This window comes from Neorhodopirellula pilleata (assembly GCF_007859915.1).
GTDB classification, from domain to species: Bacteria; Planctomycetota; Planctomycetia; order Pirellulales; family Pirellulaceae; genus Rhodopirellula; species Rhodopirellula pilleata.
The window spans coordinates 712,629-736,434 of sequence record NZ_SJPM01000001.1 but is presented as its reverse complement, the minus strand read 5'-3'; the positions used below and the strand labels follow the sequence as shown (position 1 = coordinate 736,434).

Sequence of the window (23,806 nt, the reverse complement as noted above, 5' to 3'; positions counted from 1 at the left end):
CCTTCGGGCTCCCTAAATTAAGGATGGTGCCATTCACCGTTTCGTCCGACAAGGGAACGAGCGGCTGTACCGCTCGCGAAAAAAGAAACGGCAGCGTGGCTACCCCTTGAATCCCGTATCTGACCACGGCGAAACCCCACCTTAAATGTCGCTGGTGACGTCATCCTCGGAATCGGTCAGCGAAAAAATGCTCTGTCCCCTGATCCACTGGTTCCCTGATCCACTGATCCACTGATCCAGAACGAATCGTAACCCGCTGCGTCAGCGAGGGATACATACAGAGGCCTTAACAGCGCTGAATCCATCGCTCACGCTTCGGGTTACGATTAAGTCACCAAGCCCTAACGCTTCGGGTTTCGATGAGGACTAAATAACAGCCCGCAAGTCCGGAGCGGAGATCCAGGGGAATATCGGCAGCGGGTGAGTAGCCGTCAACTGTTAGCTCCACCGGGACGAGCCCGGTGGAAGCAGGGTTGCGAGTCGGTCATCGTTCTTCGTATTTCCGCCGGGCCTGTCCCGGTGGGATCGCAATTGATAGCTACCTAATCATTGTCTCGGAGGATCTGCCACCGCCGAGCTTGCCCCGGGGGAGCAAGCGTTTTCCTACTGCAAGAAAACGAGAGCAGCGTCGGGTGACACCATTCACCACTTCAACTTCAACATTCGCGTTGCCCCCGTAACCCAGGCCACCTCAGGTTTCGCCGAACAGGTTGACAAGTCAACCTGTTCGGCGGAAGACTCTGTCCCCGAAGATTCCCTATCCCCGAAGATTCCGCACGTAAGGCCTTTCATTCTCCATCCAAAACCGGTTTAACCCGGCACACCCGGACACCTTTTTTGGGCGATATCACGCGGCAGTATTAGCGGAAGAAACACGTTTCGCGAGCGAATGACGGACGTTAAACTCCTGGCAATCATCATACAGGCACGTTCCATTTTTTATGCAGAATAGAAATCATGACCCGCATGCTATTATTTCTAATCGTGATCTTTTGCCCGGTGTCAACAATCGCTCAACAGCCCGCAACTGCGATTGAAGAGGCACTTCAACGAATGGAGAATGTGATCAAAGAGAAAAATGAAACGCTCGCCTTTTGGCAAACCGCAGTCGACACCGCTATCAAACTGGCCCGACAAAAAGCAATCCTTGAAATCCATCCGCTCGCTAAAAACGCAGTCGCAAGCAAGGACTTGAAATACGCCAGTGACGCGTATCTTCAAATTCTGAAAATCGACTCCGCTGACGAAGAGGCGCGAGACTTTTTCCGCACTAACAATCAGCTTGAAGCGATTGAAAAACAACTTGAGCAACAGATCAAGAAACAAGAACCATCAAAACCGGCTGAAATGATAGTTAAAGTGAACAGCGAGGCCATGAGCATGGACGCGGGCAAAGCCGAAGAGGCCAGCGCAATGCGCAGGTTGCAATTCGAGTCCGAAAACGGGATCGTTTTCAAGAAACTACCCGATGGAAGCTGGGTCAAGCTTAATCCCAATGGCGAGGTCGATTACACACTGCAAGAGATCGACCGGAACAGTTACTCAGTTACCATCCGGGCGGACGCAAAAAACAATGTGATTCATCAATTGTTGCCTGATCACTTTCTGTGGGCATGGGAAGGTGGATGGAATAGAGGCTCGCGAACCAAAGGGGCTGATGGCCATTGGACGAAATGATTTTGCGATCAGTAATTACATCGTCTGAAGGTTGTGGGTCGAATCTTTAACATGATCGACTTCGTGATTGACGCGTCATTCTTTTCCCCATTCGACCGCGAAATATAGCGAGTCCTCTGCATAATCGTGCCAGAAATTAGTACGCCAGAAAATCGCAGCGAATACTTCGTTCGTGCGGCCGTCAGGTTGCTGATTCTGTTTATCCCAAAGAAAGAAGTATTGTTTTTCGCCTAATGAGTCGTACCAAGTGCCGTCTTTGAGCATCATGCCTAGCCAAAGCCGGCCTTTGATGTGTTCAACTAGAAAATCATTTTCGGCTTGGCTGCGGACAACGACCAATCGGCCACCCGCCTGCGTCGCGAACGCAACAGCCTCGGCAAATTTGACCATTTTTTGAGAAAAGAGATACCAGTTGCCGTTGAAATAGATGGCTTCGCGAGGCACACCACGGGGCGGCGTGGGCTCGCGGTTGTCGACGTTGGGCGAGTTCTGCGCGGCGATCTCACCGGCGTGTTCCGATTCGAATCGAGCGAGGCGGGATTCTGCGGCGGCCTTAGGTAAACCCTTCAGTCCGCTCGCGGTAGCTTGCCGATACCAATGCACAGCTCGCCGCTGACTCTCTCGAGCCAGCACCTCGTCGCTCTTCGATATCGAAGCTAGCTCCCACCATAGGTTCCCGAGTTCATTGAAGGCGAGTGTCGATTGAGGATTTTGCAATTCCGATCTCGCCAGCCCCGCGAGGATAGCATTTTCAGCTCGCTGCAGGAGCGGAAGACCTGCGGTCCAATCCGACTTGCCGAAGCACAGGTACCGACCGAGATATTCGATTGCCTTGGCGTTGTCGGGTTCGCTTTGTAAACGATCACGAGCGGCCTGTACGGTCGGTTGTGCATTTTGCAATAAGGTCGCTCTGTCCGATAACATTTGAAATTTATTGGACATGGAGATATTGCGAAATTCCATTGCAATCTTCTTACCGCTGGCTGCCAGCTCGATCGCGGCTTTGTAGCGATCTTGTTGGATCGCTGTTGCGATCAACGCGTCAGCACGGTCTGCGGCGGAGACCTGATCCGATGGTCGGTACATCTTCGGGACGAGTTTTATCAGCGTGGCCACGCGGTCATCGAATGGATCCGTCTCAAATCTCGATTCCATGGTATCCATGGTGAGCATGGCTCCGTTGAAGTCGCCAGCATCAACAAACGAATCTTTCGCAAGTTGCAATAGCACGTACTTGTCTGCCGGTGGTTCCGATTCGAGGGCGAGCTCGTAGCAACGGGTTGCGAAGTGTTGTTTGTCGTGCGGTGATTGTGCCTCGCGAATCTCAGTTGCCAATGTTTTCTGGACCTTTACACGAGCGTCTTCGAGTTCGTTCTCTGGCACCGCTATGCGTGCGCCGCGATAGTGGTCGCTTGTCGGCAAATTACCGTGACGTTGGCCGGATTCATATGCATCCTGGGCCATTGCCCGAAACGACTCGAGACGCTCTTTCACTTCCGAAGACGTCTTAGTACCGGGATCGGAATCGGAGGCTGTGCGAGGCTCCGGCTCGGACTTGATATCGAAAAACCGAGAACCGCCTGTATCCTGGACTGGGGCGTTCACGGAGGCGGGCATCGTCTGGGAACCAGGCTCTGAAATGGAACCGGTAGGCCGCGAATCTGGTTTGAGCTTGGTAATGAACGGCGGGTTCGGCGCGGCTTGGGGCGTGATTTCAGGTTGTTCGGAAGCGGAAGACAATTCCGATCTGTTAGGCGTCGGCAGATTGGCTTGCGACACGCCTCTCTGCACACCCCCTGTGTCGGTTAATCCAAACTTCCATGCCCCCAATAGGCTTAAAATACTGGGAACAAAGATCCCGAGCATCAGTTTCAGGACACCCGAATGATTCTTCTGGCTTCGAGAGCGGACGCGGACGGCGGGTGCTGTCGGCTTAACTGGCAGGGCAGGCAGGGATTGGTTCGGAACGAGTTCTAAGGACTCCCGTCCCGACTGTGAAAGGGCGGCGCGAAGTTCACTGTCGTATCTTTGTTTGGAAGCGGGGTTCAATAACCGAAGTCGCGCCACCGCGACTTCATTTAGCAATTGCTCAGCAAATGCCGCGTGTTCGCCGCAACAACATCCCTTCAGATATACCGACTGCCTGTTGGCGGCGGCGTCAATCACCTCGCGATCACTCTCGAACAGATCGATGCCGAGCAACCGATAAGACGATGGGGGCTGTTCTTGCGGAGAAATCCCAAGCAACCTGTGGTACGAATCAAATGAATCATTCGTTTCGGTGAGATGTTCGCTCATCTGGACTCCGTCGTCGTTGATTTGCTCAGCGACAATAAGCATTTATTGCCGGATATTTAGCATTTATTGCCGGATATACGGTTCACCGCAGAATCTGAGCTGCCATGGTTGGATGCACGTCGTTGCCGCACCCAATTCCCGAATGCTTTGACTACTTGCGTCGAACGGACAGCGAACGCGACCCAAGATTGCTTTTTTTACCGTTGGGAAGGTCGCTCCATCAAGAACTGGATTTGCAATCGCGGGTGAGCACGATTCCGCGTTAAAGAAATACGGATGAGAGGATTCGAACCTCCACGCCCTAAAACGGGCACTAGATCCTGAGTCTAGCGCGTCTGCCAATTCCGCCACATCCGCGAGGCAAGGCACAAGAATATCCGCTGACCCGAACGCCCACAAGACGTTCCCGATGCCTTCTGATGATCTGGGCCTCGAAACGCTATATTGAGTTTGATTCCCGGCCTCTTATCGTTGAATGTAGCCTTGTCCGACCCAAGTCCCCAATCATCTGAGCTCCCTTTGGCGGCGGATTCCGCAGCCGATGAACCGCGGGTGACGTTGTCGACGACACTCAAAGCGATGCCGGGGATCGGATGGTCTCGCGCAGACCGGTTCGCCCGTTTAGGGCTGCGAAAAACGCAAGATGTACTGTTTTTTTTCCCTCGGGACCATCAATTCCCTCCGCCGCCGACCCGCGTCGACGAGCTTCGCGAAGGGCAACCGGCGACCTTGATCGGCCGCATCACCGAATGTGAATTGGCCTCTCGCTCGCCCGGGAAATCGGTTTTCGGGGCGATCGTCGAGAATGAGTCTGGGGCCGTGAGGCTTCTGTTTTTCAATCAGCCGTTTCGCGCCGATCAGCTGAAATTCGGTGTGGCGGTGCGGCTCAGCGGCGCTCCCAAATTGGCGGGGCTGCGTTGGGAATTCACCCACCCCAAGTACGAAATACTCGACGACGAAGAGTTCGCCTCGGCTCATGAACACCAAGGTGAGATTTTACCGGTCTACCCACTGACCGAAGGCGTCAAGGAATACGAACTACGCCAACTGACGCGAACGGTCTGTAACGAAGTGGCCGACCAGGTCAAAGAGGTGATGCCCGAACCCCTGCGCATCGCAATCGCTGACGCCTTGAAGAATGCGGGGATGGATATCGGGGACATACTTCCGTCGATTTCACAAACACTGCGAAGCATTCATTGCCCGGCATCCGAGCAGACTTTGAATGCCGCGAAGATGCGGTTGGTCTTTCAAGAATTGTTTGTCATGCAATTGGCATTGGCCATGCGCCGTCAAACGCTGACGGGGCGATTGCGGGCACCGCCGATGACATGCAGTCCTCAAATCAAGCAACGCATTCTGCGGCGTTTCCCGTTCGAGTTGACCGGCGATCAGTTGCGAGTCATTGAAACGGTCGCTTCGGAAATGCAGCGACAATTTCCCATGAATCGATTGCTTCAAGGGGACGTAGGAAGTGGCAAGACCGTCGTGGCGATCTTCGCAATGATGATGGCGGTCGCCTGCGGTCACCAAGCGACCATCATGGTGCCCACTGAAGTGCTGGCGCGACAGCATTTTCGAACCTTGACGACGATTCTCGCGGACAGCCAAGTGAAGGTCGGATTGTTATGCGGTTCGCTTTCGGCGTCGCAGCGACGTGAAACACTTCGCTCGATCGCCTCGGGCGAAATTAATCTGATCGTCGGCACTCAAGCATTGATATTCGATATCGAATTTCATTCGCTAGGGCTGTGCGTGATCGACGAACAACACAAGTTCGGCGTCAAGCAACGAGTGCGATTGCGACTCGGCGGCATCGACCCACACTATCTCGTGATGTCGGCGACACCGATCCCACGAAGCGTCGCGATGACGCAGTTCGGCGATGTGGACTTGAGCACGCTGCGTGAAAAACCTTCCGGTCGCGGTGAGGTTCACACGTACCTGGCTAGCGACGGCTGGAAAAACCGTTGGTGGGAGTTCATTCGACAACGGGTGGCCGAAGGCCGACAAGTCTACGTCGTAGCGCCGCGGGTCGGTGACGAATCCGAAACACCTGAAACTGCACCGGAGGATGTCGAAGACGTGACGTCGGTCAACCGCGTATACGAGCAATTGAGCCATGAAGTATTCCCAGAACTGCGGGTCGAGCTTCTGCACGGCCGGATGAAACCGGAAGCAAAGCAGGCGGTCATGGACCGATTTGCCGAAGGCGAGATCGATATTCTCGTCACGACGACGGTGATCGAAGTCGGAGTGGACGTGGCCAACGCGACCGTGATGACCATATTGGGCGGGAACCGGTTCGGATTAGCCCAGTTGCACCAATTACGCGGCCGAGTTTCTCGCGGCGTGCACGCCGGCCACGTGTGCGTGTTCACCGATGGCGAGCGATCACCGGAAGATAGCGAACGATTGAAAGTGTTTGAACAAACGTCGGACGGTTTCGAACTCGCCGAAGCGGACTTCCGATTGCGCGGGCCGGGTGATTTGTTAGGACAAAAACAAAGCGGATTGCCGCCTCTACGCATCGCTGACTTGAGCCGTGATGTGGAAGTGTTGAAGGTCGCTCGTGAAATGGCCCAGGAACTGATCGACGAGGACCCGATAATGGACGCTCCCGAATTGGCCATGCTCAAAGAACAAGTCCTACGCCGCTATGGCGAACGGCTTGATTTGGGGGATGGGGCGTAGCAGCAGTCTCAATTTCAGTTTAATTGGCCAACCGCCATCAACACCGGTGTCGGGTGCGGATATAATCAATGCGTCTTCGGGATGACGTGTCGACCGGGCTGATGATGAAAACAGAGAATGTGGCCATGATTTTGAATTCACTTGCGAGGCGGCTACGCCGTAACCATACAATACCAACGTCGCAGCTGGTCGCGTCGATGTTCCTGCTGACTATGCTGGGTTCCCAAACCGACGCGATTGCTCAATCTCAGCGAGCCCAGCCGCCCGAGTTCAATAACGCGGTCACCTCTCGGATCTTTTTTTCCGATTTGTCGAGTGCGTTCCGCGGCGAACGACCGACACTGTCGAAACTTCGCCAAGCGGATGCCGCAACGGTGTCCGCCAATGCGTCGACGGCGAACGAAGATGAGTCCGGTGACAGCGGTGGCGGATGGAATAAGTTGATTTCGCCGATCTCGCTGGAGGACGAAATCAAACGCGTCAAGTTGAAATACGACTCGTCGATCACCACCCCAGGCGCGTTCAACGGCGGTGGATATCAGGATGCTCGCCTACATTTGAGCGTCCTGGCGTCCTTGTTTGCCGTGATCAGTGAATATTCCGGCGATGTGCGGTGGAAATCGGAAGCGAAAACGGCGCGAGATTTAACGGCCAAAACAGCACTGGCGTGCGCCGCAGGTTCGACTCCGGTGTACAACGAAGCACAACTTCGCAAGGCGGATTTGCAAGACCTCGTTTCGGGTTCCGGATTAACGGCCGCCAAAGCGAGTGAAGAACCCAACGATTGGGAAATGATCGCCGACCGCGGACCACTGATGCAATACGCCGAAGAGCTACTCAATCGGATCAGTGACCAATCACGAGACGCAGCAACGGCTCAAGAGAACGTCGATTCGGTCAAGCGTTTGGCCGAGTTATTATCGGTCCTCGGCGTCATCCTTGTCCAAGAAGGCATGGACGACGCCGAAGACGAAGATTACGCGATGCTTAGTGGAGCGATGACCAAAGCTTCCCGCTCGGTCGTTGCGGCGATCGAACGGCAAGACTTCGAGGCCGTTCGCACCGCCGTGGGCGCGATCACACAAAGCTGTAGCGACTGCCACGAACAATATCGCTAGGCGACCTGCTGCTCCGAGTTTTCGCTGTCTTGATTTTCAGCATCGGCGGCGGCGGTCGTTCGTCGACGACGCTTCTTCGGTTTGGTCACGCCCCACTCCTTGGTGAGCATCTCAAACACTTCAGGCGTTTCGTATCGCACGATGTTCTTGCCCTCGGGCATCGGACCGATTAATCCGCGAAAAACAGGCAACCCGCGCAAGGCTAAATCGGTGCTGCAATCGTCAATGCCGATTTGTTCGTGACTTTCGGTCAAGGGATCGATCGTTAGATAGTCACGGATTTGCAACGAACCGTCGCTGCCACGTGCGACGACCCGAAAGGTGTCTTTCTTTGCCATGGGTGTTCTCTTTGAAAAGGTCGTGGTGATTCGTTTGCGCCTTTGAGAGGCCGCGGTACTGATCCGGCATGTCTGACTGGTGTGGGTGCCAGAACATGCCGTGCGAAAATCGGCTTAGGGGAGGGTTTGATTTTCGCGAGATCAGCCGCGTTTGAGATCGCCGCGTCAGCTTGGAGCCGCAGCCATCTCGGTTGAATGAGCCGGTGATAAAGATTCTTATCGACACGGTGGACGATGAAAATAATCGTTCATCAGTGACGTCGCACAACCGCGTCGGAGTGTCGGAAAGGAAACAGACATAAGAAACCGAACAACCCGATCAATGCGGACGATGGGTAGTTGCCGACGCGATACCCTGACTTACATCGATTACTTCGACAGCCTATTCGAAAAGGGGGCTGACCCTTTGACGCGATTCGATAATCGTTGCTTTTCTGGTATAGCCGGAGAGGGTCAGACCCCTTTTCGGATAGGCTCTTACTCTATTTGTGAATGACATGTCCGATCATCAATCTGCTTACATCATCGTCGGAGCCGCCGGAGGGATTGGTTCCGATTTGTGCCGACGTCTAACCGCTGCGGGCAACCGCGTGATGATGGTCGGTCGCAACGAAGAAAAACTTTCCGCGTTGGCCGAAGAGTTGGGACAACCCTACGCAGCCGGTGATGCCACCGACTGGGATCGTCTCGCCGAGATCGCCGATCAAGCCATCGAACAGTTCGGCAACCTCGACGGCGCGGCGAACTTGGCCGGTTCGATATTGCTTAAGCCCGCTCACCTGACGAGCAAGGAAGAGCTTCTTGACGTCATCAATCAAAACCTGGTGACCGCGTTCGGTGTGGTTCGAACGATCGCTCCCCGCTTGAAAAAGAACGGCGGTGGTTCGTTGGTGTTGATGTCCAGCGGCGGAGCCGCGATCGGACTGACCAGCCACGAAGCGATCGCCGCCGCCAAAGCGGGCGTGGTCGCAATGGCGCGAGCGGCCGCAGCCACCTATGGTGCCGGAGGTGTCCGGATCAACACGGTCGCTCCGGGGCTTGTGCAAACGGAGTTAACCGCTCGTGTCTGGAAAAATGAACGTTCAGCCGAAGCCAGCCGCGCGATGCACCCGCTGGGGCGTCTCGGCGAGCCGGGCGACATCGCTTCCCTGATCGCCTGGTTACTCTCACCTGAACAGAGCTGGATCACCGGCCAAGACATCGCCGTCGACGGAGGACTCAGTTCAATCAAGTCCGCCACGCGATGAATTCTTCTAGTGCTTCAACCACATTTGACGTTAGGGTGTCAACAACGTGGCTCGACGGTCCTCCGTCGAGAATCACGGTGGGGACCACCGTGCCACGTTTCGAGAATCACGGTGGGGACCACCGTGCCACGTTTCGAGAATCACGGTGGGGACCACCGTGCCACGTTTCGAGAATCACGGTGGGGACCACCGTGCCACGTTTTAAGCCAACCCATTTTTAAATATTGACGAAGCACTAGACGGCTTCCCATTGTCCTGTATGGGTGCATCGGTAGGGTTGTCCGTCTTCGATCGCGATCAGATTCAACCAACCATTGAGAATCGATTGGCGTAATCCCGCATGCTTGGCCAACACTCCGTCGATCGCCGATCGATGGGCCGCCAGAATACCCAGCAATCGAACTGGTTCGTGAATCCACTTTTTCCCGTCGTGAAGCGATTGAATCGGTAAACCGGTTTGCAAATCGCCGCCATTGCCCGACAAAACGCCAAATCCGCCGACGATGTTGTGAACCGTTTTGGAACCGCTACCGAAGTGTTCGTTGTCGACCGTCGATGCGTAATACTGCATGTTGATTAAATGCGCAACCACAAGTGGGGCCGTCATGATGGTTTCGAGCACCTGCGAATGCGGGTCGGCCGATTCGTCGTAGCTATGCAGAAACGCGCGTCCGTTCAAGTCAATCGACTCGGTGAATGTTCGGGGCGCGGCAATGAACGCCGCATTGCCCGCTAATCCCCATTCGGGTCGGACCTCGGACCAATCCAGGCTTCGCCTGAGCAAGTCCGTGATCGAATCGCTCGCCACCAACGGCATGCGTTCGGCTTGGGTCAATCGAGTGGCGGCGGCCGTACCTTCTTGCAACTCCTTCAAATCGTTTTGATGGGAAGCGGGAACGTCTTGCAAGTCATAGAAAACGATCTCGTCGGTGGTTGTGTTGTGAACGGCGGGCAAAAAATGGGTCGACTCGGGAATCACGATCCCCGTCTCAGCCAGGCCAGCTCGCACAGCAGGTTGGTTGATCAACATCGCCGCAAACCTTGCGTTGGATTCACCCGAGTGACCGCCACAAGCCCCACAATCCAAGCCGGCCTGCAAGGGGTTGTTCTCCGTTTGACTCGCGTGACCACAGAACACGACCAATCGGGCAAAATCGCGGGTGATTCCTAAATTCGTTAAGACGGCGGTCGCCATTTCGATTCGTTTGGGTAACGTGATCCCTTGCTCTTCCAAGTTGGCGAGCGTCAACCGAAGTTGATGGTTCGGACCGATTGCGTCGCGACTCGGATTACTGGGGCCTCGCCACCCCGATCGGTCGATCCGTAACGTGCGGGAAAGCAATGAGCCCGCAGACAACAAGCCGGTTGTTTCGACGAATGAAAAACATCCGACCGCGGAGGTGGCGAACTGTTTCCACGACTTTCGCCACGAGCGAATGACGGCGCGTTGCTGAGCGGCGGTTTCGACTTCGTCGTCGCTGACACCCGCAATGGTTTCATGAACCTGGAATTGCGGTGTCAACAGCACGGGCACCTGACCCGAACCGCTCTGGCGACCCAGTGGCACAAACTCAATCGGCAAACCGAAGAACCCGGCAAACCCGAACGTTTCGATGCCGGATGTGACCGCCTCGATATGGCGACGAATTCGCTCAGACCGCACATCGATGCAAAACACCATTTGAGCCAACGGATTCGTTGCCTTCGCCGTATCCGACGTCGCCGGGTCAATGGACGCTGCATTCGAAACCGTCGAGAGCGGCCTTTCGAGCCGGGCTTGCTTGATGGATTCGAGAATTCGATTCTGAATGGCGATCTCCGTTGCCCGCAATAGAATCGTTCGCACCCAAACGTCCGCCGAAGCCGGTTCGGAACGCAAATGATCGCAGTACGAAATAGGATGTCCGAGCGCGGTGTCGTATGCCAATCGAATGGCTAATAAGCCGATCAAGTCTTCGTCGGCGATTCCGCCGGATCGCTCCGCCATGACGCCTTGATATTTGGCCCATGCCGACCAACCGGGCACGGTAAAAGCACGCGATAGCAAGAACGATTCCCACTGCGATTCAGGGACATTGAGTCGAATCAACAGTGCCAGAATGGCGTCAGCAGGATCGTCGGGCAGTTCGCTGACGAACTGACGGAATTGACTCACGCCCATCCATTCAAACTTTCGATCCAGTTTCATCATCTCTCGCCATGCGTCGTAAAGCGATCGACTTCGAAAGGGGCTCGCCCATGTGGCTTGGCCCTGGTCATAGTGGGCTGAACAATGCCGCGAGATCTCTTCAATGATCGCCGTACCCCATCGTCCTTCAGGAGGCTCGTTTTTGGTTCCGAATTCGATCACGCTGGCTTGACGCCGAAGCGATTGATTGAGCGTGAACACGATCTCCGCCAACGATGGCAGCTCACTCGAGTCAACAAGTGATTCTTCGGTCTGCCGGATCGCTTCGGCGATGTCCGATCGGGTCACCTTGCCCTCGCTGAACTGGGCCGCGTAGTAGTGCATCGGCATCAACAACGTGCCGTCACAGAATCGGCGGAATGACTGATGGCATTGGATCAACGTTTGGTCGGCAAAACCCGCATAAGGATTCATCGCGACGTAGTCATCCAGCGGCCACACCGGCGTTATTTTCCCGCACACGCCGGCAAGCGTTTGAGCGAATCTCGCCGCTGCACTGCAATGGTGGGAATCGGGTATTTCGGCGATCATCGGTTCGGTGGCAAGAGCGTTCATGTGTGATAGTTCTTGATGAAAGGGTTGATGGAAAGTTCGAAAGGTGGTCAAGCGGTTCAAGAATTCAGGTTAAAAACCCGGCGCAACATCCGAGCTTCGATCGCGTCGACATAAAACCCATGCGTGGCGTGAACGTAAAAAGCCGCCGCCCATCGCGGCGGTCTGCCGATCAATACCGGGATCACAAACAGAAAGGCGAAACCGAACGCGATCAACGTGATCGCCCAGGTGTTGGTGATCAACAAGGGTGTTTTCACAAGGGGATCCGCGATCATCGCGTCGACGACGACGAAGCTGGCCACATAAACAAAACTCAACGTCACCGCCGAAAGTGATGCCATACCGAACGCAGCCCAGGTGCCGATGTTGACGATGACATTCGCGACCCAGTACGACAGTGCCAAACACAGCACATATCCGAGCACGAATCCGCCCGGTTTTTCGCTCACGTTCAACCCCAATACCGTGATCGATAACGCATATCCGCTAGCAGCGATCAAAATACCGAGCGACAAGGTCGCCCAGCCGGTAACCAGTGAACGGTCCGGATCAAACAAACTCTTCCAGGTCGCACCCACCATCGAGCGGCGGTCGTTCAAAACACTGCCCGTCCGCAAGAACGCATTCGCTTTGTAAAGCGAGTGGGCCAATAGGTGCAACATCGCCGCCGCGAACGCGCCTAAGCCGCATTGCAACATCATGAAGCCCATCTGCGCGACGGTCGAGTAAGCCAGTGATTTCTTTACGTTGGTTTGGGTCAACATGACCAACGACGCGAACACCGCCGTCGCCGCACCGACAATTGCGAGCAACTGCAATGCTTCCGGCGCAAGCATCATCAACGGTGAGGTGCGAATTAAAAGGTATCCGCCCGCATTGACCACGCCGGCGTGCATCAATGCGGATACCGGGGTCGGTGTTTCCATCGTCTGTGGTAACCAAGAATGAAATGGCAACTGCGCCGATTTCGTCATCGCCGTCAGCACAAACAGGAACCCCACCCACCCCATCTCGCCCGATTCCACCGAGGCGATTGCGATTTGGGATGGACCGGAGGGTGTCATCGCTAAAACAAAAAGTTCATTCAGTTCCAACGTTCCGAAAAGGCGATACAACAGACCGCAACCGGCGAATAAAGCGACGTCCCCGATCCGGCTGATCACAAACTTCAATCGCGCCGCGCGACGTGCCGGGGCGCGGTCTTGATAATGAACCAATAATTGATGCAGCCCCAGACTGGTCGCCACCCACGCGATCGACAGCATCAGCAAGTTGCCCGACGTTGCCATCACACAGACCGCGCCGATCGTCCAAGACACGAAACGAAAGTAACGACCCTGGTGCGGCTCGCCATCGAGGTATCGAAACGCAAATCGTCCCGTCACCCAGCCGACGAAACTGACCAGCGTCAACATCAGGAGTGATGTTCCATCGATTCGCAGCGACAACGAAAAAAGCCCCTCCGGCAAGAAGGTCGTCGGCGACCAGTACAATACCGACCCGATCGGCACCCATCCCACTCCGAGACCGATCGTCATCACAGCAGAAACCAAAAACTGGACCAGCAACAAATGAGTCACCGAGGCCCGGTACCAACCGGCGTGACGATCCGCCCAGCCGGAACTAGCGAACGACAAACCGAACAAACCGATCATCGGGACGGCCAGCAGAAACGTCAGGGACGGCAACCAGTCGGAAGTGAGTCCAAACATCGAAAGTCTCCAAGAAACGAAACGGAATACGCGAACAATAAAGCACGACATCAATGTCGTCAATTGGGTTTCGTGAGTTTAGTTTCATTTTTTGGGTTGTCCTCGCGGCTGTTTCGGCGAAAACTAAGAGTGAACGTGATGACCGGCTAAGTCTGTATGGCCGGTTAGGCACCCTTGAAAACACGATAGCGTCCCCTCTGAGCCATTCATCCCCATGACCGCTTCGACCTCTGCCGAAGATAGCCATTCGAGCCGAACTGCGAGTGATTCGCCTCGGAACTGGACTTTTTTAACCAACCACGCGCACGTTCTGATCGTGCTGGACGAAAATCCGGAGATCGTTTTGCGTGAAGTGGCGATGCGTGTGGGGATCACCGAACGGGCCGTTCAGCGAATCATTCAGGACCTCGAAGAGGGTGGATTCATTCATCGCAAGCGGGTCGGTCGCCAAAACCGGTATGACGTGATGCCGGAGAAATCACTGCGTCACCCGATCGAATCACATCGTCAAATCGGCGATTTACTCAACCTGATTCGTTCGCCTGCGTCTTAGACCGGTGCGTTATAGCAACGGCGAAACAGCTCCAATGCTTGCACGGTTTGCCCGACGTCGTGGACACGCAAGACATGAGCACCGGCGGCGGCGGCGGCTAATGAGACACCCAGCGTGCCGGCCAGAGGATCGTAGGCTTGTCCGGATCGCTCCACCATTTCGGTTAAGCACTTCTTGATGAAGCCTTTTCGGGAATGGCCGATCAGGCACACGCACCCTAAATCAACGAACCTCGCTACACCTCGCATCAATTGGAAGTTGTGTTCGTGCGTTTTACCGAATCCGATTCCGGGATCCAAACAGATCCGCTGAAGTTCGATCCCGGCCTCCCGGCATGCGTCGCGTCGCGCGATCAAATAGTCGCGGATTTCTTCGACAACGTTTTCGTAGGTCGGTGCATCTTGCATTGTTTGCGGGGTGCCTCGCATGTGCATCACGCACACGCCGACACCAGATTGAACCGCCGTCCCGATCATCTTGGGATCACCTTCCAATCCGGTTACGTCGTTGATGATCTCGGCTCCGGCCTTGATCGCCGCTTGCGCTACGGACGCTTTGCTCGTATCGATGCTGATCGGAATCCTTAACCGACCGGCGAGCTTTTCGATTACAGGGACAACACGGCGTCGTTCCTCTTCGTCGGAGACCGGGACGCTGTACGGTCGCGTGCTCTCGCCACCAATGTCGATGATGTCCGCGCCGTCAGCCTGCATTTGCATCGCCGCTTCGACCGCGTCATGGATACGAAGCGTTTCATTGTCCGTCGCGGGAGAATCGAAAAAACGTCCTCCGTCGGAAAAACTATCCGGCGTGACGTTCAATATTCCCATCACTAAAGGCCGCGAGTTCGGCGTCAGTGTGCGACGCGACGTTTGCCAAATCGGGCTCATTATGTGTAGCGGACGTTCTGATGTTCAGGTTCAAAAAACGCCGACAACAACGAGTCCACCCGCAACAAACCCTCGCGGGTCAAGCGAACCTCGTCGTCATGCAATTCGACATAACCTTGTTCAACATAGCTTTCCCAAACCTCACGCCATTGCTCCACAATGTCCGTGTCGAACTTGTCGCGGAAATAATCCAATTCCAAGTGGCCACGTTTGAGCAATAAAATCATCTCGCGGACGAGCGATTGATGCGGCGTGGGAACGTATCCCCGCCCCAAGGGCAATTCGCCCGACTCGATCGTTTCGAGGTACTGGGGCATGTGCGGCAGGTTTTGATAGTGGACCCCACCGGCGTGCCCGAAACTGGCGATGCCCGTCGCGATCAAATCCGCTCCTTGCCACAGGTTATCCCGGTAAGAAAAATTCACTTTGCCGGTGTCTTTGACCAGCGTGTATCCGCTACTGACCTTGTACCCCGCTGCGATCAGTTCATCAAACGCATAGTCGACCCAGTCCCGTTTGGTTTGCCAAGTCGCCACGGGGCTTTCGGTATGATTGCCCAGCATGTCTTTGCTGTAGATCGTGTTGAAGGGCAGTTCCATTTGGTAGATCGTGACGCTTTCGGGTGACATCTCGATCGTTCGGCGGATGTTGTCTTTCCAGTTGTCCCAGGTCTCCCCGACCATTCCCGCGATCAAATCGATGTTGACGTTTGCGAAACCCGCTTTTTCGATCCACTCCCACGCGGCAAAGACTTGCTTGGAAAGGTGAGCGCGACCGTTTTCCTCAAGCAGCGCGTCGTTGAAGTTTTCAACGCCAAGGCTCAAACGTGTCACCCCGAGTTCTTCTCGAAGCGTTTTGACTTTGGTTTCGCTTAGCGTACCGGGCTCACATTCGAACGTGACTTCTTCGGCACCGTCCCACGTGATGTGTTCACGCAATCGATCGGCGAGTTTGGTCAATTGCTTTGGCGATAGAAAACTCGGCGTACCACCACCGAAGTAGACGAAACGGAAGGGACGATCGCCCATCACGGGCAACTTACTGACCATCGAAATTTCATTGCACAGCGCGTCAACGTAACGCTGGACGTCGGCCGCATTGACGTCGGTAAAGACCTTGAAGTAACAAAACTTGCAACGTTTTCGGCAAAACGGAATATGCAAGTAAAGACCCAAGGGGCTGTCGTTTTGAGGCGGCGAATTGAGCCGCTCTCGGACCTGATCGAGCGCCTCGGCGTTCCATTGACTGTACGGCGGGTAGTTGGAAATGAAGACACTGCCCACTTCCGTTTTTTCATCTTTGGACGTGCTACTCATGATCTATTTTTGGGGTGGGTGAGATGTGGTTGGGTGTAGGAGGGAAACAATGTCGATCGGAACGATACGCTGTGCGGCGTTTGATCAAGGCTTCGGCCCGAAGCATCGCACAACGCCTTCGTCGTCGGCGATGACGAGACGGTCGCCTAAAATCGCCGGCGCGGCGTAAAAGCCGCCTTTGATTTCGTACGACCAGCGCTGCGATCCATCGCTGAGTCCTAATCGTAACAGTTGTCCGTCGGTCGATGCGATCCAAACATCGTCGCCGACGATCAAGGGAGAGGCATCGGCGCGGCGGCGCAAGGTCGTTCGCCACAGCATTTTCCCGGTCGATCGCTCAATCGCTTCGACGTGTTTGTTGCGACTGGCGATGACAACGCGGTCGGGTCCGATCGCAACGCTGCCCCGGTAATCCTGGGGGCGATCGGGGTCTTCGTACTGCCAACGGACGCTGCCCGATTCGGGATCGAACGAGTACAAAATACCATCCATGATCGGCACAAACACTTCGTTGCCCGAGATGGCGGGTGTGCTGCCGGTCGGCCCTTCGAGCGGAAGAGGCTCGCGGGCAGCCTTCCCGGTGGCAAGATTAACGACGTGCAAGCCCGCGTCACAACCGCCCAGGTAAGTTTTACCGTCGCCGATCGAAACGGCACAGCGGATTTGGTCGCCGGTCTCGTATTTCCATGCCAGGGTGCCGGTCGCGAGGTCGAAACAATACAGGCTTCCGTCTTGGCTGGTTTGCAAAACGCGGATCTCGATTCGTTTCGAGTTGCCGTCGGCGTCCGAATCATCTGTTTTCGACTCGAGACGGAAGAACGACGGAGACCCATTGATCTCGCCGTCGGTCGTTTGCTTCCACAGCAATTCACCGTCGACGGCTCGAAATGCATAGACGTTGCCTTCGACGTCACCGACGACCAGGATCGGCTGATCAAAACTTGGTTGGTCGTTAGGTGCGGCTTGGCCGGTTTCGGCTTGGGCCGTTTCGGCTTGGATCGTCGGCAATGGCTCGGATCGAAGGTTTTGTGCGGTGGCGTAATCGGCGGGCATAAAGATCGCCGGGGCAGCCACGAATCCGGTGTCCAAATCTTTGCGCCACACGGAGCCGCCGTCGGTCAGATTCAATGCCTCGATCCCGCCCATCACATCGGTGACATAGACCCGCTGACCGTCGCTGACGGGCGTCGTTTCGATCGCCTCGGCAAGCTGGCGTTCCCAGATCACGACGAGGTCATCGGGTAGTCGCCCGTCGACCGCGCCGGTCGCGCCCGCGTTGCCGCGGGCGGTCGTCCAGGTTGGGGTCGATTCGGCTCGAGATGGACTTGCGTCCATCGCCAATACCAGCAAGAACATCAAGGGCAATAATAGGCCCAAACTGTCTAGCGAACTTCGGGGGGCAAGCAACACTCTGATCTCTCGACAATGGCGTCTGGTAGGAAAGGGATGGTTTATTATACCCTCTGACCACCGCCCTCCCGACCGGGGACGTGTCGATCACCGACGAAATTCGGCCAGTGTTTGCCTTCCCTGGGGCATACCCGAGCGATTTCAAGGCGATTGGATCCCTCATTTCAATGTCCATCCCCGACGGTTTACCACCCCGAAGCGTTTTTGAGTTGACTACATGATTTGCGTTAGCCTGGGTCGCGCCCGCCACAAACGAATGATCGCCGAGCACCAGTATCTCGTCGAACAGGGTGCCCAACTGGTCGAGTTGCGGCTCGACTTCATTTCTCGAGCGGTCAATTTGAAACGGCTTCTCGACGACCGGCCTGGGCCAGTCGTGGTGGCGGTTCGTCGCAAGGAAGACGGCGGCCGGTGGGAACGGTCCGAAGCGGATCGGCTGATGCTGTTACGCAGCGCGATCGCCGCTGGCGTTGAATACATCGACATCGAAGCCGACGTCGCCTCCCAGATCCCTCGCTATGGATCGACCAAACGCATCATTAGTTATCACGACTTCAGCGGTACACCCGACGAGTTGGATGAATTGCACGCGGCGATGGCCGCCGAAGACGCCGACATCGTCAAGATCGCCACGATGGCGAACACCTTTGCCGATAACATTCGAATGATCCAACTCACTCAAAAGGCGAAGATCCCCACGATCGGCATTTGCATGGGTGAGACCGGCATGATGACTCGCATCCTCGCCAATCGGGTGGGTTCGCCGTTCACCTATGCAACGTTCAGCACCGATAAAAAACTCGCGCCGGGGCAATTGAACTGGAAAGAGATGAACAGTCTTTATCACTACGAATCGATCAACGCGGATACCGCATTGTTCGGTGTGATTGCCGACCCGGTCGCCCACAGTCACAGTCCACTGATTCACAATTCCGCATTTGTCGATGCGGGAATCAACGCGAGATACCTTCCGTTCCGTGTCCCCAAGGACGACTTGCAAACGTTCATGAACACTTGTCACGACATCGGAGTCGAAGGGATCAGCATCACGATCCCGCACAAGGAGGCGGCGGTCGATTATTGCACCCAAGCCGAAGCTAGCGTGACGGGTATCGGTGCGATCAACACGATGATCTTCAACGGCGAGGACCGAATCGGATACAACACCGATTACCGGGCCGCAATGGATTGCATCGAGGAGACCTTCAAGATCGAGCGCGGAACCGAAAATTCGATGCAGGGAAAAACCGCCTTGATTCTCGGCGCCGGCGGCGTTTCGCGGGCGATCGCTTGGGGACTGCGTCAACGCAAGTGCGACGTCGTGATCGCATCGCGTACCGAAGAAAGGGCGAAGATGCTCGCTAGCGAAATCGGCTGCACGGCCATCGATTGGGAACTCCGCCACGACGTCAAAGCGCACCTTTTGGTAAACGGTACTCCAGTCGGAATGCACCCCAATGTTGACGACAGTCCCTACGAACAGGCTGCGATCAATCAGTTCATGGTTGTCTTCGATACGGTTTACAATCCGGAGAATACGTTGCTCATCAAGCAGGCCCGGCAGAAACAAGCCCGAGTCATCACCGGCGTCGACATGTTCGTTCGTCAAGCCGCCTATCAGTACCGCTTATTCACGGGCAAAGACGCGCCGACCGACTTGATGCGACAAAAAATCAAACAGGCGACTAACCCCGTTCAGATCAATTGACCCTTCCTTTCTTTGAGACTTCTCGATGCTTCGCAGCCAATTAATCCATCCTGAGATTTCGGCGGTCTTGGCCGCTGCCGGTCACCACAGCACGATCTTGATCGCCGATGGCAATTATCCCGCACTGAACAAACGCGGACCTCATGCCAAGTTGGTTAGCATGAATCTTTCGCCCGGACTGATTACGGTCGATCAAGCCTTGCGAGCGATTTTATCGGCTGTGCCGATCGAGGCTGCCGCTACCATGCAAACCGAAGTCGACGGGCCCTACGCGCTCGGCGGTGATCCGCCGGTTTGGGACGACTACCGTCAATCGATCAAGGAGGCTGGGTTGAACCTTGAGCTGACACCACTGGAGAAGTGGGCGTTTTATGACCACGTGATCACTCCTGACCATGTTCTCACCATCCAAACCGGCGACCAACAACGCTACGCCAACTTATTGTTGACGATCGGCGTGCGGATGGACGAATGAACGCCGTCCGGTTGCAACTCATCGCTCAAGAGCTCGGATCGTCGTCGGTTAACTCGACCAACCAGATCTGATCGTTCCAGTTGACTTCGTCGCCGGTATGCAATTGTCGGCGGCGGCGAGTTTCTACTTCGTCGTTGACAATCACTTCGCCCGCCTGGATGCGGATTTTGGCTTCGCCGCCGGTACCCACCATCCCGGCGGCTTTCATGAAATCATCCAAACGGATCATCGGTTCCGGATTCGGAGGTGTCGATTCAGACCGACTCGATTCGGATTCAGGGCGATCGGCAGGTAGATTCATTGGATGACGAACTCCGCCATTACCGGATAATGATCACTCAGGTCTCGCTCCGATTCGGGCATTTGCCAGAACTGCTCCCAGTGTTCGACCGGCGTGTCGACATCGCCTTGAACGACCAAATCGCGTCGGACTGAAACGTTGCCGAGTGTCAGGTCGAGAACACCGGGTTCGTCGATAATCAAAGACGGACTCACCAGGATTCGATCGAACTGTTTGCCCGTCAACAGGTGCGTTTGACGATCCCCAAGGCGAATGTGATCGTGCAAGTCGACTAAGTCATCATCGGACGATTCGGTCGAACGAGATTGAAAGACTGCCAACTCACTTCCGAGATTGATTTGACCGGCGGATTCTTCGGTATTGAAATCACCCAGCACGATCAAGTGATCAATTTGATGGTTCGCTGACCAGCGACGGATCCATTCGTTCAAGCTGGCCGCCTGTTTCGCTCGGATCGCGGCACCACTCTCGCCCGAACGCAAATGCACGTTGACGATCAAGATAGATTCTGTTTGATCTCCGACCGGAACATCGATAACGGCCGCAACGTGTTTGGAGACACTCCCAAAACGTCCCGCTTTTTTCATCCGGGGGGTCACATTGCCGCGGATGGACGAAACCATTTCGGTATTCGACTCGACCAAAAAACCGACATCCTGCTCGGTGAAATGATCGTTTCCCTGTATTAGGTATTCGTCATACTTGAGTTGATGCTGCCGATCGAGGGCTTGTGACAGGTACCACAACACTCGTTGACCTTCGACCTCCTGGACTGCGACGACCGAGGGTTGGGTTTGAGCAATCACGTTAGCGGCGGCATCGCGTCGCCAATTCCAATCGCCCCGCGAAGGAGCAGATTTTTCTTGGGACAAGGGGCTGTAATTTTCTTGTTTCGAATCATCAAAGAACCATTCCAGATTCCAAGTCATGACCGAAAACGCCGCTCGCGGAACATCCGATGCGGTGGATTCTTGGCCGTCCGCGATCCCAGGCGTGATCGACACGCTTGTCAAAATCGATGAGGTGATCACGACAATCAGGGTAGGAAATTTCACGTAATGATTCGCGAGTGATTGCAAATGGAGGCGGGGTTGAGATCGTGCTACTATAACAACCGATGCTTTTTTGTAACGGTGCAATTTTGATTCAAGAGTGGGTGTATGAAGTCTTCCGCCGGATTTTCGTTGGTCGAAGCCCTTGTGGTGGCGGCGATTTTGTTCATCCTGCTCGCGATTTCGATTCCTTTTGTCCGTGACGTGCGGTCCTTGACGCGGCGAAGTAATTGCGATCAAAACTTGATCCGTTTAGCAATCGCGACGCAATCCTATGCCGACGACTTCGGACACCTTCCCGGCGGTACGTTCTCGTTCAATGCCAACTTGAACCGGCCTAGCTCGGCTGAACAAGACCTGTCGCCCGAAGCACTCGATCGCGACGAAGTTGTCCGTTCACTGCCGGAGGGTTACCATCATAACTGGATTTCCAGCCTGTTGCCGTACCTGGATCGCCAGGGTCTCTACCAATCGATCCAATACGAATACGGAGTCTATTCCGAGGCGAATCGATTGCCGCGTGAAGTCGACTTGGCGTTCCTGCGATGTCCAGCTGCGGCTGAGACTCAGCTGCCCAACACGTCGAGCTACGTGGGCTTGCACGCGGCGGAGTCGAATCCGATCAGCCCGCTCGATACCGGGGTGTTCATGCTCGATCGATGGATCGATGAATCCGATATCGCCGATGGTTCGGCATACACGATCATCATTGGCGAGAAACTCTCGCCACCGGAGTATGACCTGGGATGGCTCAGCGGAACGCGGAGCAGTCTGCGGAATGCGGGCACGCCGATCAATTCGGACATACCGATCGAGACCTATCGCGACCCGCTTTTTGTCGGGGGCTTGGCTAGCCACCATGCCGGAGGCGCTTCCGTCGCGATGGGGGACGCGTCGGTCAAGTTCCTAAGCGAATCGATTGACCCGAGCGTCTATAAAAGCTTGGTAGCACGTAGCGACCAAGCGGAAGCAGTCCTTGAGAAACCGACCGACCAATAAACGCTGACTAAAGAATCATTAGCCCTTCGCTTTGGTCTGGCCGGGCCAAAAGCGTTTCCAACGACTTTCGTTGCTGGAGGCGTGTTCAGAATCGTGGTGATCGTCGTGATCATCCGCATCGATTCCGCCACCCAACCGAGCCGCCATATCGCGGAACGCTTGAGTGAGTGCCGCCTTGGGTGCCTGGGTAATCAACGGCACGCCATTGTTGCGAACTTCCACCATCGTACGATAGTCGTTGGGTAACAACGCGAAGATCTCACGGCCCAATGTTTCTTTGGCCTTCTTCAAGCTGATTTGACCGGCATCGAGTCCAGCACGATTGACGATGATCTCGACCTTGTCTTGCAATCCTTCGGTCTCATCGAAACTCATCATCAAGCGAACAACGTTGCGAAGGCACGGCAAATCCAGTTGGGTGATCAAGAGCACCTTAGACGCGGTCTCGATCGCCACCATGTCTAAGTCGCTGTAAGTCTTTGATAGATCGACGATCAAATGGCTGAACGAAGCTTTTAATAGACCGATTACCTTGCGCAGACTGTCTGGTTGGATCCCAGCAACGTCATGCAACTCGACCGGACGCGGCAACAGATACAATCCACTGCTATGTTTCGTTAATGAACGCTTAAGCAACTGAATGTCCAAACGGCTGATGTTCTGAACAACATCGGCGATCGTATAGTCAGGAATGGCGTCTAAGAATACGTCCGCATCACCCAACGCCAGATCCAGGTCGACTAAGGCAACGCTATTTCGCGGATCTTCAGCTAGCACGCATCCTAAGTTCACTGCGGTACTCGTCGACCCGACGCCGCCGGTCGCGCCGGCGATCGCGATCACCTGGCACGCACGTCCGCGGGAGTCGTTGCCGCCGAACTTTGCCATACTGATGCGGTCGAGCGCCTCGGAGAGCTCTTGATCGACCAGTGGAAGGGTCAAGAACTCACGGGCTCCGGCACGGATGGCCTTGAGAATCTGTTGCCCGTCACTGCTTTCACTCGCTGCCAACAACGCGGTATCGGGGCACTCAGCGGTAATGCGGGCGATCAGGTTGATCGCCGTGGTGGGGTTATTGTCCAGCGATACGACACCGACATCCGGTGTCGTCTGCTCGATGATATCGGGAAAGAACTCGTACCGCGAGCAATCCGCCTCCAACCAAATCGTATCCATCCCGAGCAACATCGCTTTAAGCGACTCGCGGGAAGCGTCGTTGGGATCGACCAAGGCCAATCGTAAGACATTACTCATAATCAATCACTCGGAGAACTG

At 55.3% G+C, this 23,806-nt stretch carries 18 protein-coding genes and 1 tRNA gene; 8 read left to right on the top strand and 11 right to left on the bottom strand.

The features are described from left to right. Window positions 1-957 precede the first annotated feature (957 nt). A complete protein-coding gene (locus tag Pla100_RS02505) occupies window positions 958-1,677 on the top strand; it encodes a S8/S53 family peptidase (RefSeq protein ID WP_146576072.1) in 720 nt (239 codons plus the stop codon). 75 nt (window positions 1,678-1,752) lie between these two features. Here Pla100_RS02505 and Pla100_RS02500 read toward each other — a convergent pair whose 3' ends face one another. Both Pla100_RS02500 and Pla100_RS02495 read right to left on the bottom strand, forming a co-directional pair. After that, window positions 1,753-4,017 (bottom strand): lectin-like protein, encoded by a 2,265-nt coding sequence (locus tag Pla100_RS02500; protein WP_146576071.1) that lies wholly within the window; start codon window positions 4,015-4,017, stop codon window positions 1,753-1,755. 229 nt (window positions 4,018-4,246) lie between these two features. After that, window positions 4,247-4,332 (bottom strand) — tRNA-Leu (locus Pla100_RS02495). 126 nt (window positions 4,333-4,458) lie between these two features. Here Pla100_RS02495 and recG point away from each other — a divergent pair. Both recG and Pla100_RS02485 read left to right on the top strand, forming a co-directional pair. Further along, window positions 4,459-6,669 (top strand): ATP-dependent DNA helicase RecG, encoded by a 2,211-nt coding sequence (gene recG, locus Pla100_RS02490; RefSeq protein ID WP_231602594.1) that lies wholly within the window; start codon window positions 4,459-4,461, stop codon window positions 6,667-6,669. 197 nt (window positions 6,670-6,866) lie between these two features. Next, window positions 6,867-7,787 carry a cytochrome c gene (locus Pla100_RS02485; protein WP_231602593.1) on the top strand — a complete coding sequence of 307 codons (921 nt, stop codon included), beginning with the start codon at window positions 6,867-6,869 and terminating at the stop codon, window positions 7,785-7,787. Here Pla100_RS02485 and Pla100_RS02480 read toward each other — a convergent pair. After that, window positions 7,784-8,125, bottom strand: a complete 342-nt coding sequence (locus tag Pla100_RS02480) for a hypothetical protein (protein ID WP_146576070.1) — start codon at window positions 8,123-8,125, stop codon at window positions 7,784-7,786. The genes Pla100_RS02485 and Pla100_RS02480 overlap by 4 nt on opposite strands. 497 nt (window positions 8,126-8,622) lie before the next feature. Here Pla100_RS02480 and Pla100_RS02475 point away from each other — a divergent pair, with 497 nt between their 5' ends. Further along, window positions 8,623-9,372, top strand: a complete 750-nt coding sequence (locus tag Pla100_RS02475; protein ID WP_146576069.1) for an SDR family NAD(P)-dependent oxidoreductase — start codon at window positions 8,623-8,625, stop codon at window positions 9,370-9,372. Between the two features lie 235 nt (window positions 9,373-9,607). On the opposite strand, the gene Pla100_RS02470 is transcribed toward Pla100_RS02475, so the two are convergent. Then, window positions 9,608-12,115: a YbcC family protein gene (locus Pla100_RS02470; protein WP_146576068.1), complete on the bottom strand. Its 2,508-nt coding sequence runs from the start codon at window positions 12,113-12,115 to the stop codon at window positions 9,608-9,610. A gap of 56 nt (window positions 12,116-12,171) precedes the next feature. Then, window positions 12,172-13,827, bottom strand: a complete 1,656-nt coding sequence (locus Pla100_RS02465; protein WP_197167652.1) for a proton-conducting transporter transmembrane domain-containing protein — start codon at window positions 13,825-13,827, stop codon at window positions 12,172-12,174. A gap of 214 nt (window positions 13,828-14,041) precedes the next feature. Here Pla100_RS02465 and Pla100_RS02460 point away from each other — a divergent pair, with 214 nt between their 5' ends. Continuing rightward, window positions 14,042-14,380: a helix-turn-helix transcriptional regulator gene (locus Pla100_RS02460; protein ID WP_146576066.1), complete on the top strand. Its 339-nt coding sequence runs from the start codon at window positions 14,042-14,044 to the stop codon at window positions 14,378-14,380. On the opposite strand, the gene folP is transcribed toward Pla100_RS02460, so the two are convergent. The 3 genes from folP to Pla100_RS02445 all read right to left on the bottom strand — a co-directional run bounded on the left by folP (window position 14,377) and on the right by Pla100_RS02445 (window position 17,996). Continuing rightward, complete coding sequence (folP, locus tag Pla100_RS02455) at window positions 14,377-15,270, bottom strand: dihydropteroate synthase (RefSeq protein ID WP_146576065.1); 894 nt, start codon at window positions 15,268-15,270, stop codon at window positions 14,377-14,379. The genes Pla100_RS02460 and folP overlap by 4 nt on opposite strands. Further along, window positions 15,270-16,586 carry a coproporphyrinogen-III oxidase family protein gene (locus Pla100_RS02450; protein WP_146576064.1) on the bottom strand — a complete coding sequence of 439 codons (1,317 nt, stop codon included), beginning with the start codon at window positions 16,584-16,586 and terminating at the stop codon, window positions 15,270-15,272. The genes folP and Pla100_RS02450 overlap by 1 nt, the downstream gene beginning before the upstream one ends. An 84-nt stretch (window positions 16,587-16,670) precedes the next feature. Next, on the bottom strand, window positions 16,671-17,996 hold the full coding sequence (locus tag Pla100_RS02445) for an outer membrane protein assembly factor BamB family protein (RefSeq protein ID WP_231602592.1): 1,326 nt from the start codon (window positions 17,994-17,996) through the stop codon (window positions 16,671-16,673). 217 nt (window positions 17,997-18,213) lie between these two features. On the opposite strand from Pla100_RS02445, the gene aroE reads away from it, so the two are divergent. Further along, the gene (gene aroE, locus Pla100_RS02440) at window positions 18,214-19,704 is read left to right on the top strand and encodes a shikimate dehydrogenase (RefSeq protein ID WP_146576063.1); all 1,491 of its coding nucleotides are present in this window, start codon (window positions 18,214-18,216) and stop codon (window positions 19,702-19,704) included. Window positions 19,705-19,729: 25 nt separating this feature from the next. Then, entirely contained in the window at window positions 19,730-20,179 is a 450-nt protein-coding gene (locus tag Pla100_RS02435) for an RbsD/FucU family protein (RefSeq protein WP_146576062.1), read from the top strand. A 25-nt stretch (window positions 20,180-20,204) separates the two neighbouring features. Here the strand turns inward: Pla100_RS02435 and Pla100_RS02430 are convergent, their stop codons facing one another. Together Pla100_RS02430 and Pla100_RS02425 are read right to left on the bottom strand one after the other, a co-directional pair. After that, window positions 20,205-20,480, bottom strand: coding sequence for an RNA-binding S4 domain-containing protein (locus Pla100_RS02430; protein ID WP_231602591.1), 276 nt, complete (start codon window positions 20,478-20,480; stop codon window positions 20,205-20,207). Then, window positions 20,477-21,535, bottom strand: a complete 1,059-nt coding sequence (locus Pla100_RS02425) for an endonuclease/exonuclease/phosphatase family protein (RefSeq protein WP_231602590.1) — start codon at window positions 21,533-21,535, stop codon at window positions 20,477-20,479. Before Pla100_RS02425 ends, Pla100_RS02430 begins: the two co-directional genes overlap by 4 nt. Window positions 21,536-21,640: 105 nt before the next feature. Between Pla100_RS02425 and Pla100_RS02420 the strand changes: the two genes are divergently transcribed. Next, a complete protein-coding gene (locus tag Pla100_RS02420; RefSeq protein WP_146576061.1) occupies window positions 21,641-22,531 on the top strand; it encodes a DUF1559 family PulG-like putative transporter in 891 nt (296 codons plus the stop codon). An 18-nt stretch (window positions 22,532-22,549) separates the two neighbouring features. Here Pla100_RS02420 and Pla100_RS02415 read toward each other — a convergent pair whose 3' ends face one another. Then, window positions 22,550-23,785, bottom strand: a complete 1,236-nt coding sequence (locus Pla100_RS02415) for an AAA family ATPase (RefSeq protein WP_146576060.1) — start codon at window positions 23,783-23,785, stop codon at window positions 22,550-22,552. Window positions 23,786-23,806: the final 21 nt, after the last annotated feature.

Coding starts and splice junctions, on each gene's coding strand:
- Pla100_RS02505 (WP_146576072.1), top strand. CDS start 958: ATGACCCGCATGCTATTATTTCTAATCGTGATCTTTTGCCCGGTGTCA.
- Pla100_RS02500 (WP_146576071.1), bottom strand. CDS start 4,017: ATGCTTATTGTCGCTGAGCAAATCAACGACGACGGAGTCCAGATGAGC.
- Pla100_RS02485 (WP_231602593.1), top strand. CDS start 6,867: ATGTTCCTGCTGACTATGCTGGGTTCCCAAACCGACGCGATTGCTCAA.
- Pla100_RS02480 (WP_146576070.1), bottom strand. CDS start 8,125: ATGGCAAAGAAAGACACCTTTCGGGTCGTCGCACGTGGCAGCGACGGT.
- Pla100_RS02475 (WP_146576069.1), top strand. CDS start 8,623: ATGTCCGATCATCAATCTGCTTACATCATCGTCGGAGCCGCCGGAGGG.
- Pla100_RS02470 (WP_146576068.1), bottom strand. CDS start 12,115: ATGAACGCTCTTGCCACCGAACCGATGATCGCCGAAATACCCGATTCC.
- Pla100_RS02465 (WP_197167652.1), bottom strand. CDS start 13,827: ATGTTTGGACTCACTTCCGACTGGTTGCCGTCCCTGACGTTTCTGCTG.
- Pla100_RS02460 (WP_146576066.1), top strand. CDS start 14,042: ATGACCGCTTCGACCTCTGCCGAAGATAGCCATTCGAGCCGAACTGCG.
- folP (WP_146576065.1), bottom strand. CDS start 15,270: ATGAGCCCGATTTGGCAAACGTCGCGTCGCACACTGACGCCGAACTCG.
- Pla100_RS02450 (WP_146576064.1), bottom strand. CDS start 16,586: ATGAGTAGCACGTCCAAAGATGAAAAAACGGAAGTGGGCAGTGTCTTC.
- aroE (WP_146576063.1), top strand. CDS start 18,214: ATGATTTGCGTTAGCCTGGGTCGCGCCCGCCACAAACGAATGATCGCC.
- Pla100_RS02435 (WP_146576062.1), top strand. CDS start 19,730: ATGCTTCGCAGCCAATTAATCCATCCTGAGATTTCGGCGGTCTTGGCC.
- Pla100_RS02430 (WP_231602591.1), bottom strand. CDS start 20,480: ATGAATCTACCTGCCGATCGCCCTGAATCCGAATCGAGTCGGTCTGAA.
- Pla100_RS02420 (WP_146576061.1), top strand. CDS start 21,641: ATGAAGTCTTCCGCCGGATTTTCGTTGGTCGAAGCCCTTGTGGTGGCG.
- Pla100_RS02415 (WP_146576060.1), bottom strand. CDS start 23,785: ATGAGTAATGTCTTACGATTGGCCTTGGTCGATCCCAACGACGCTTCC.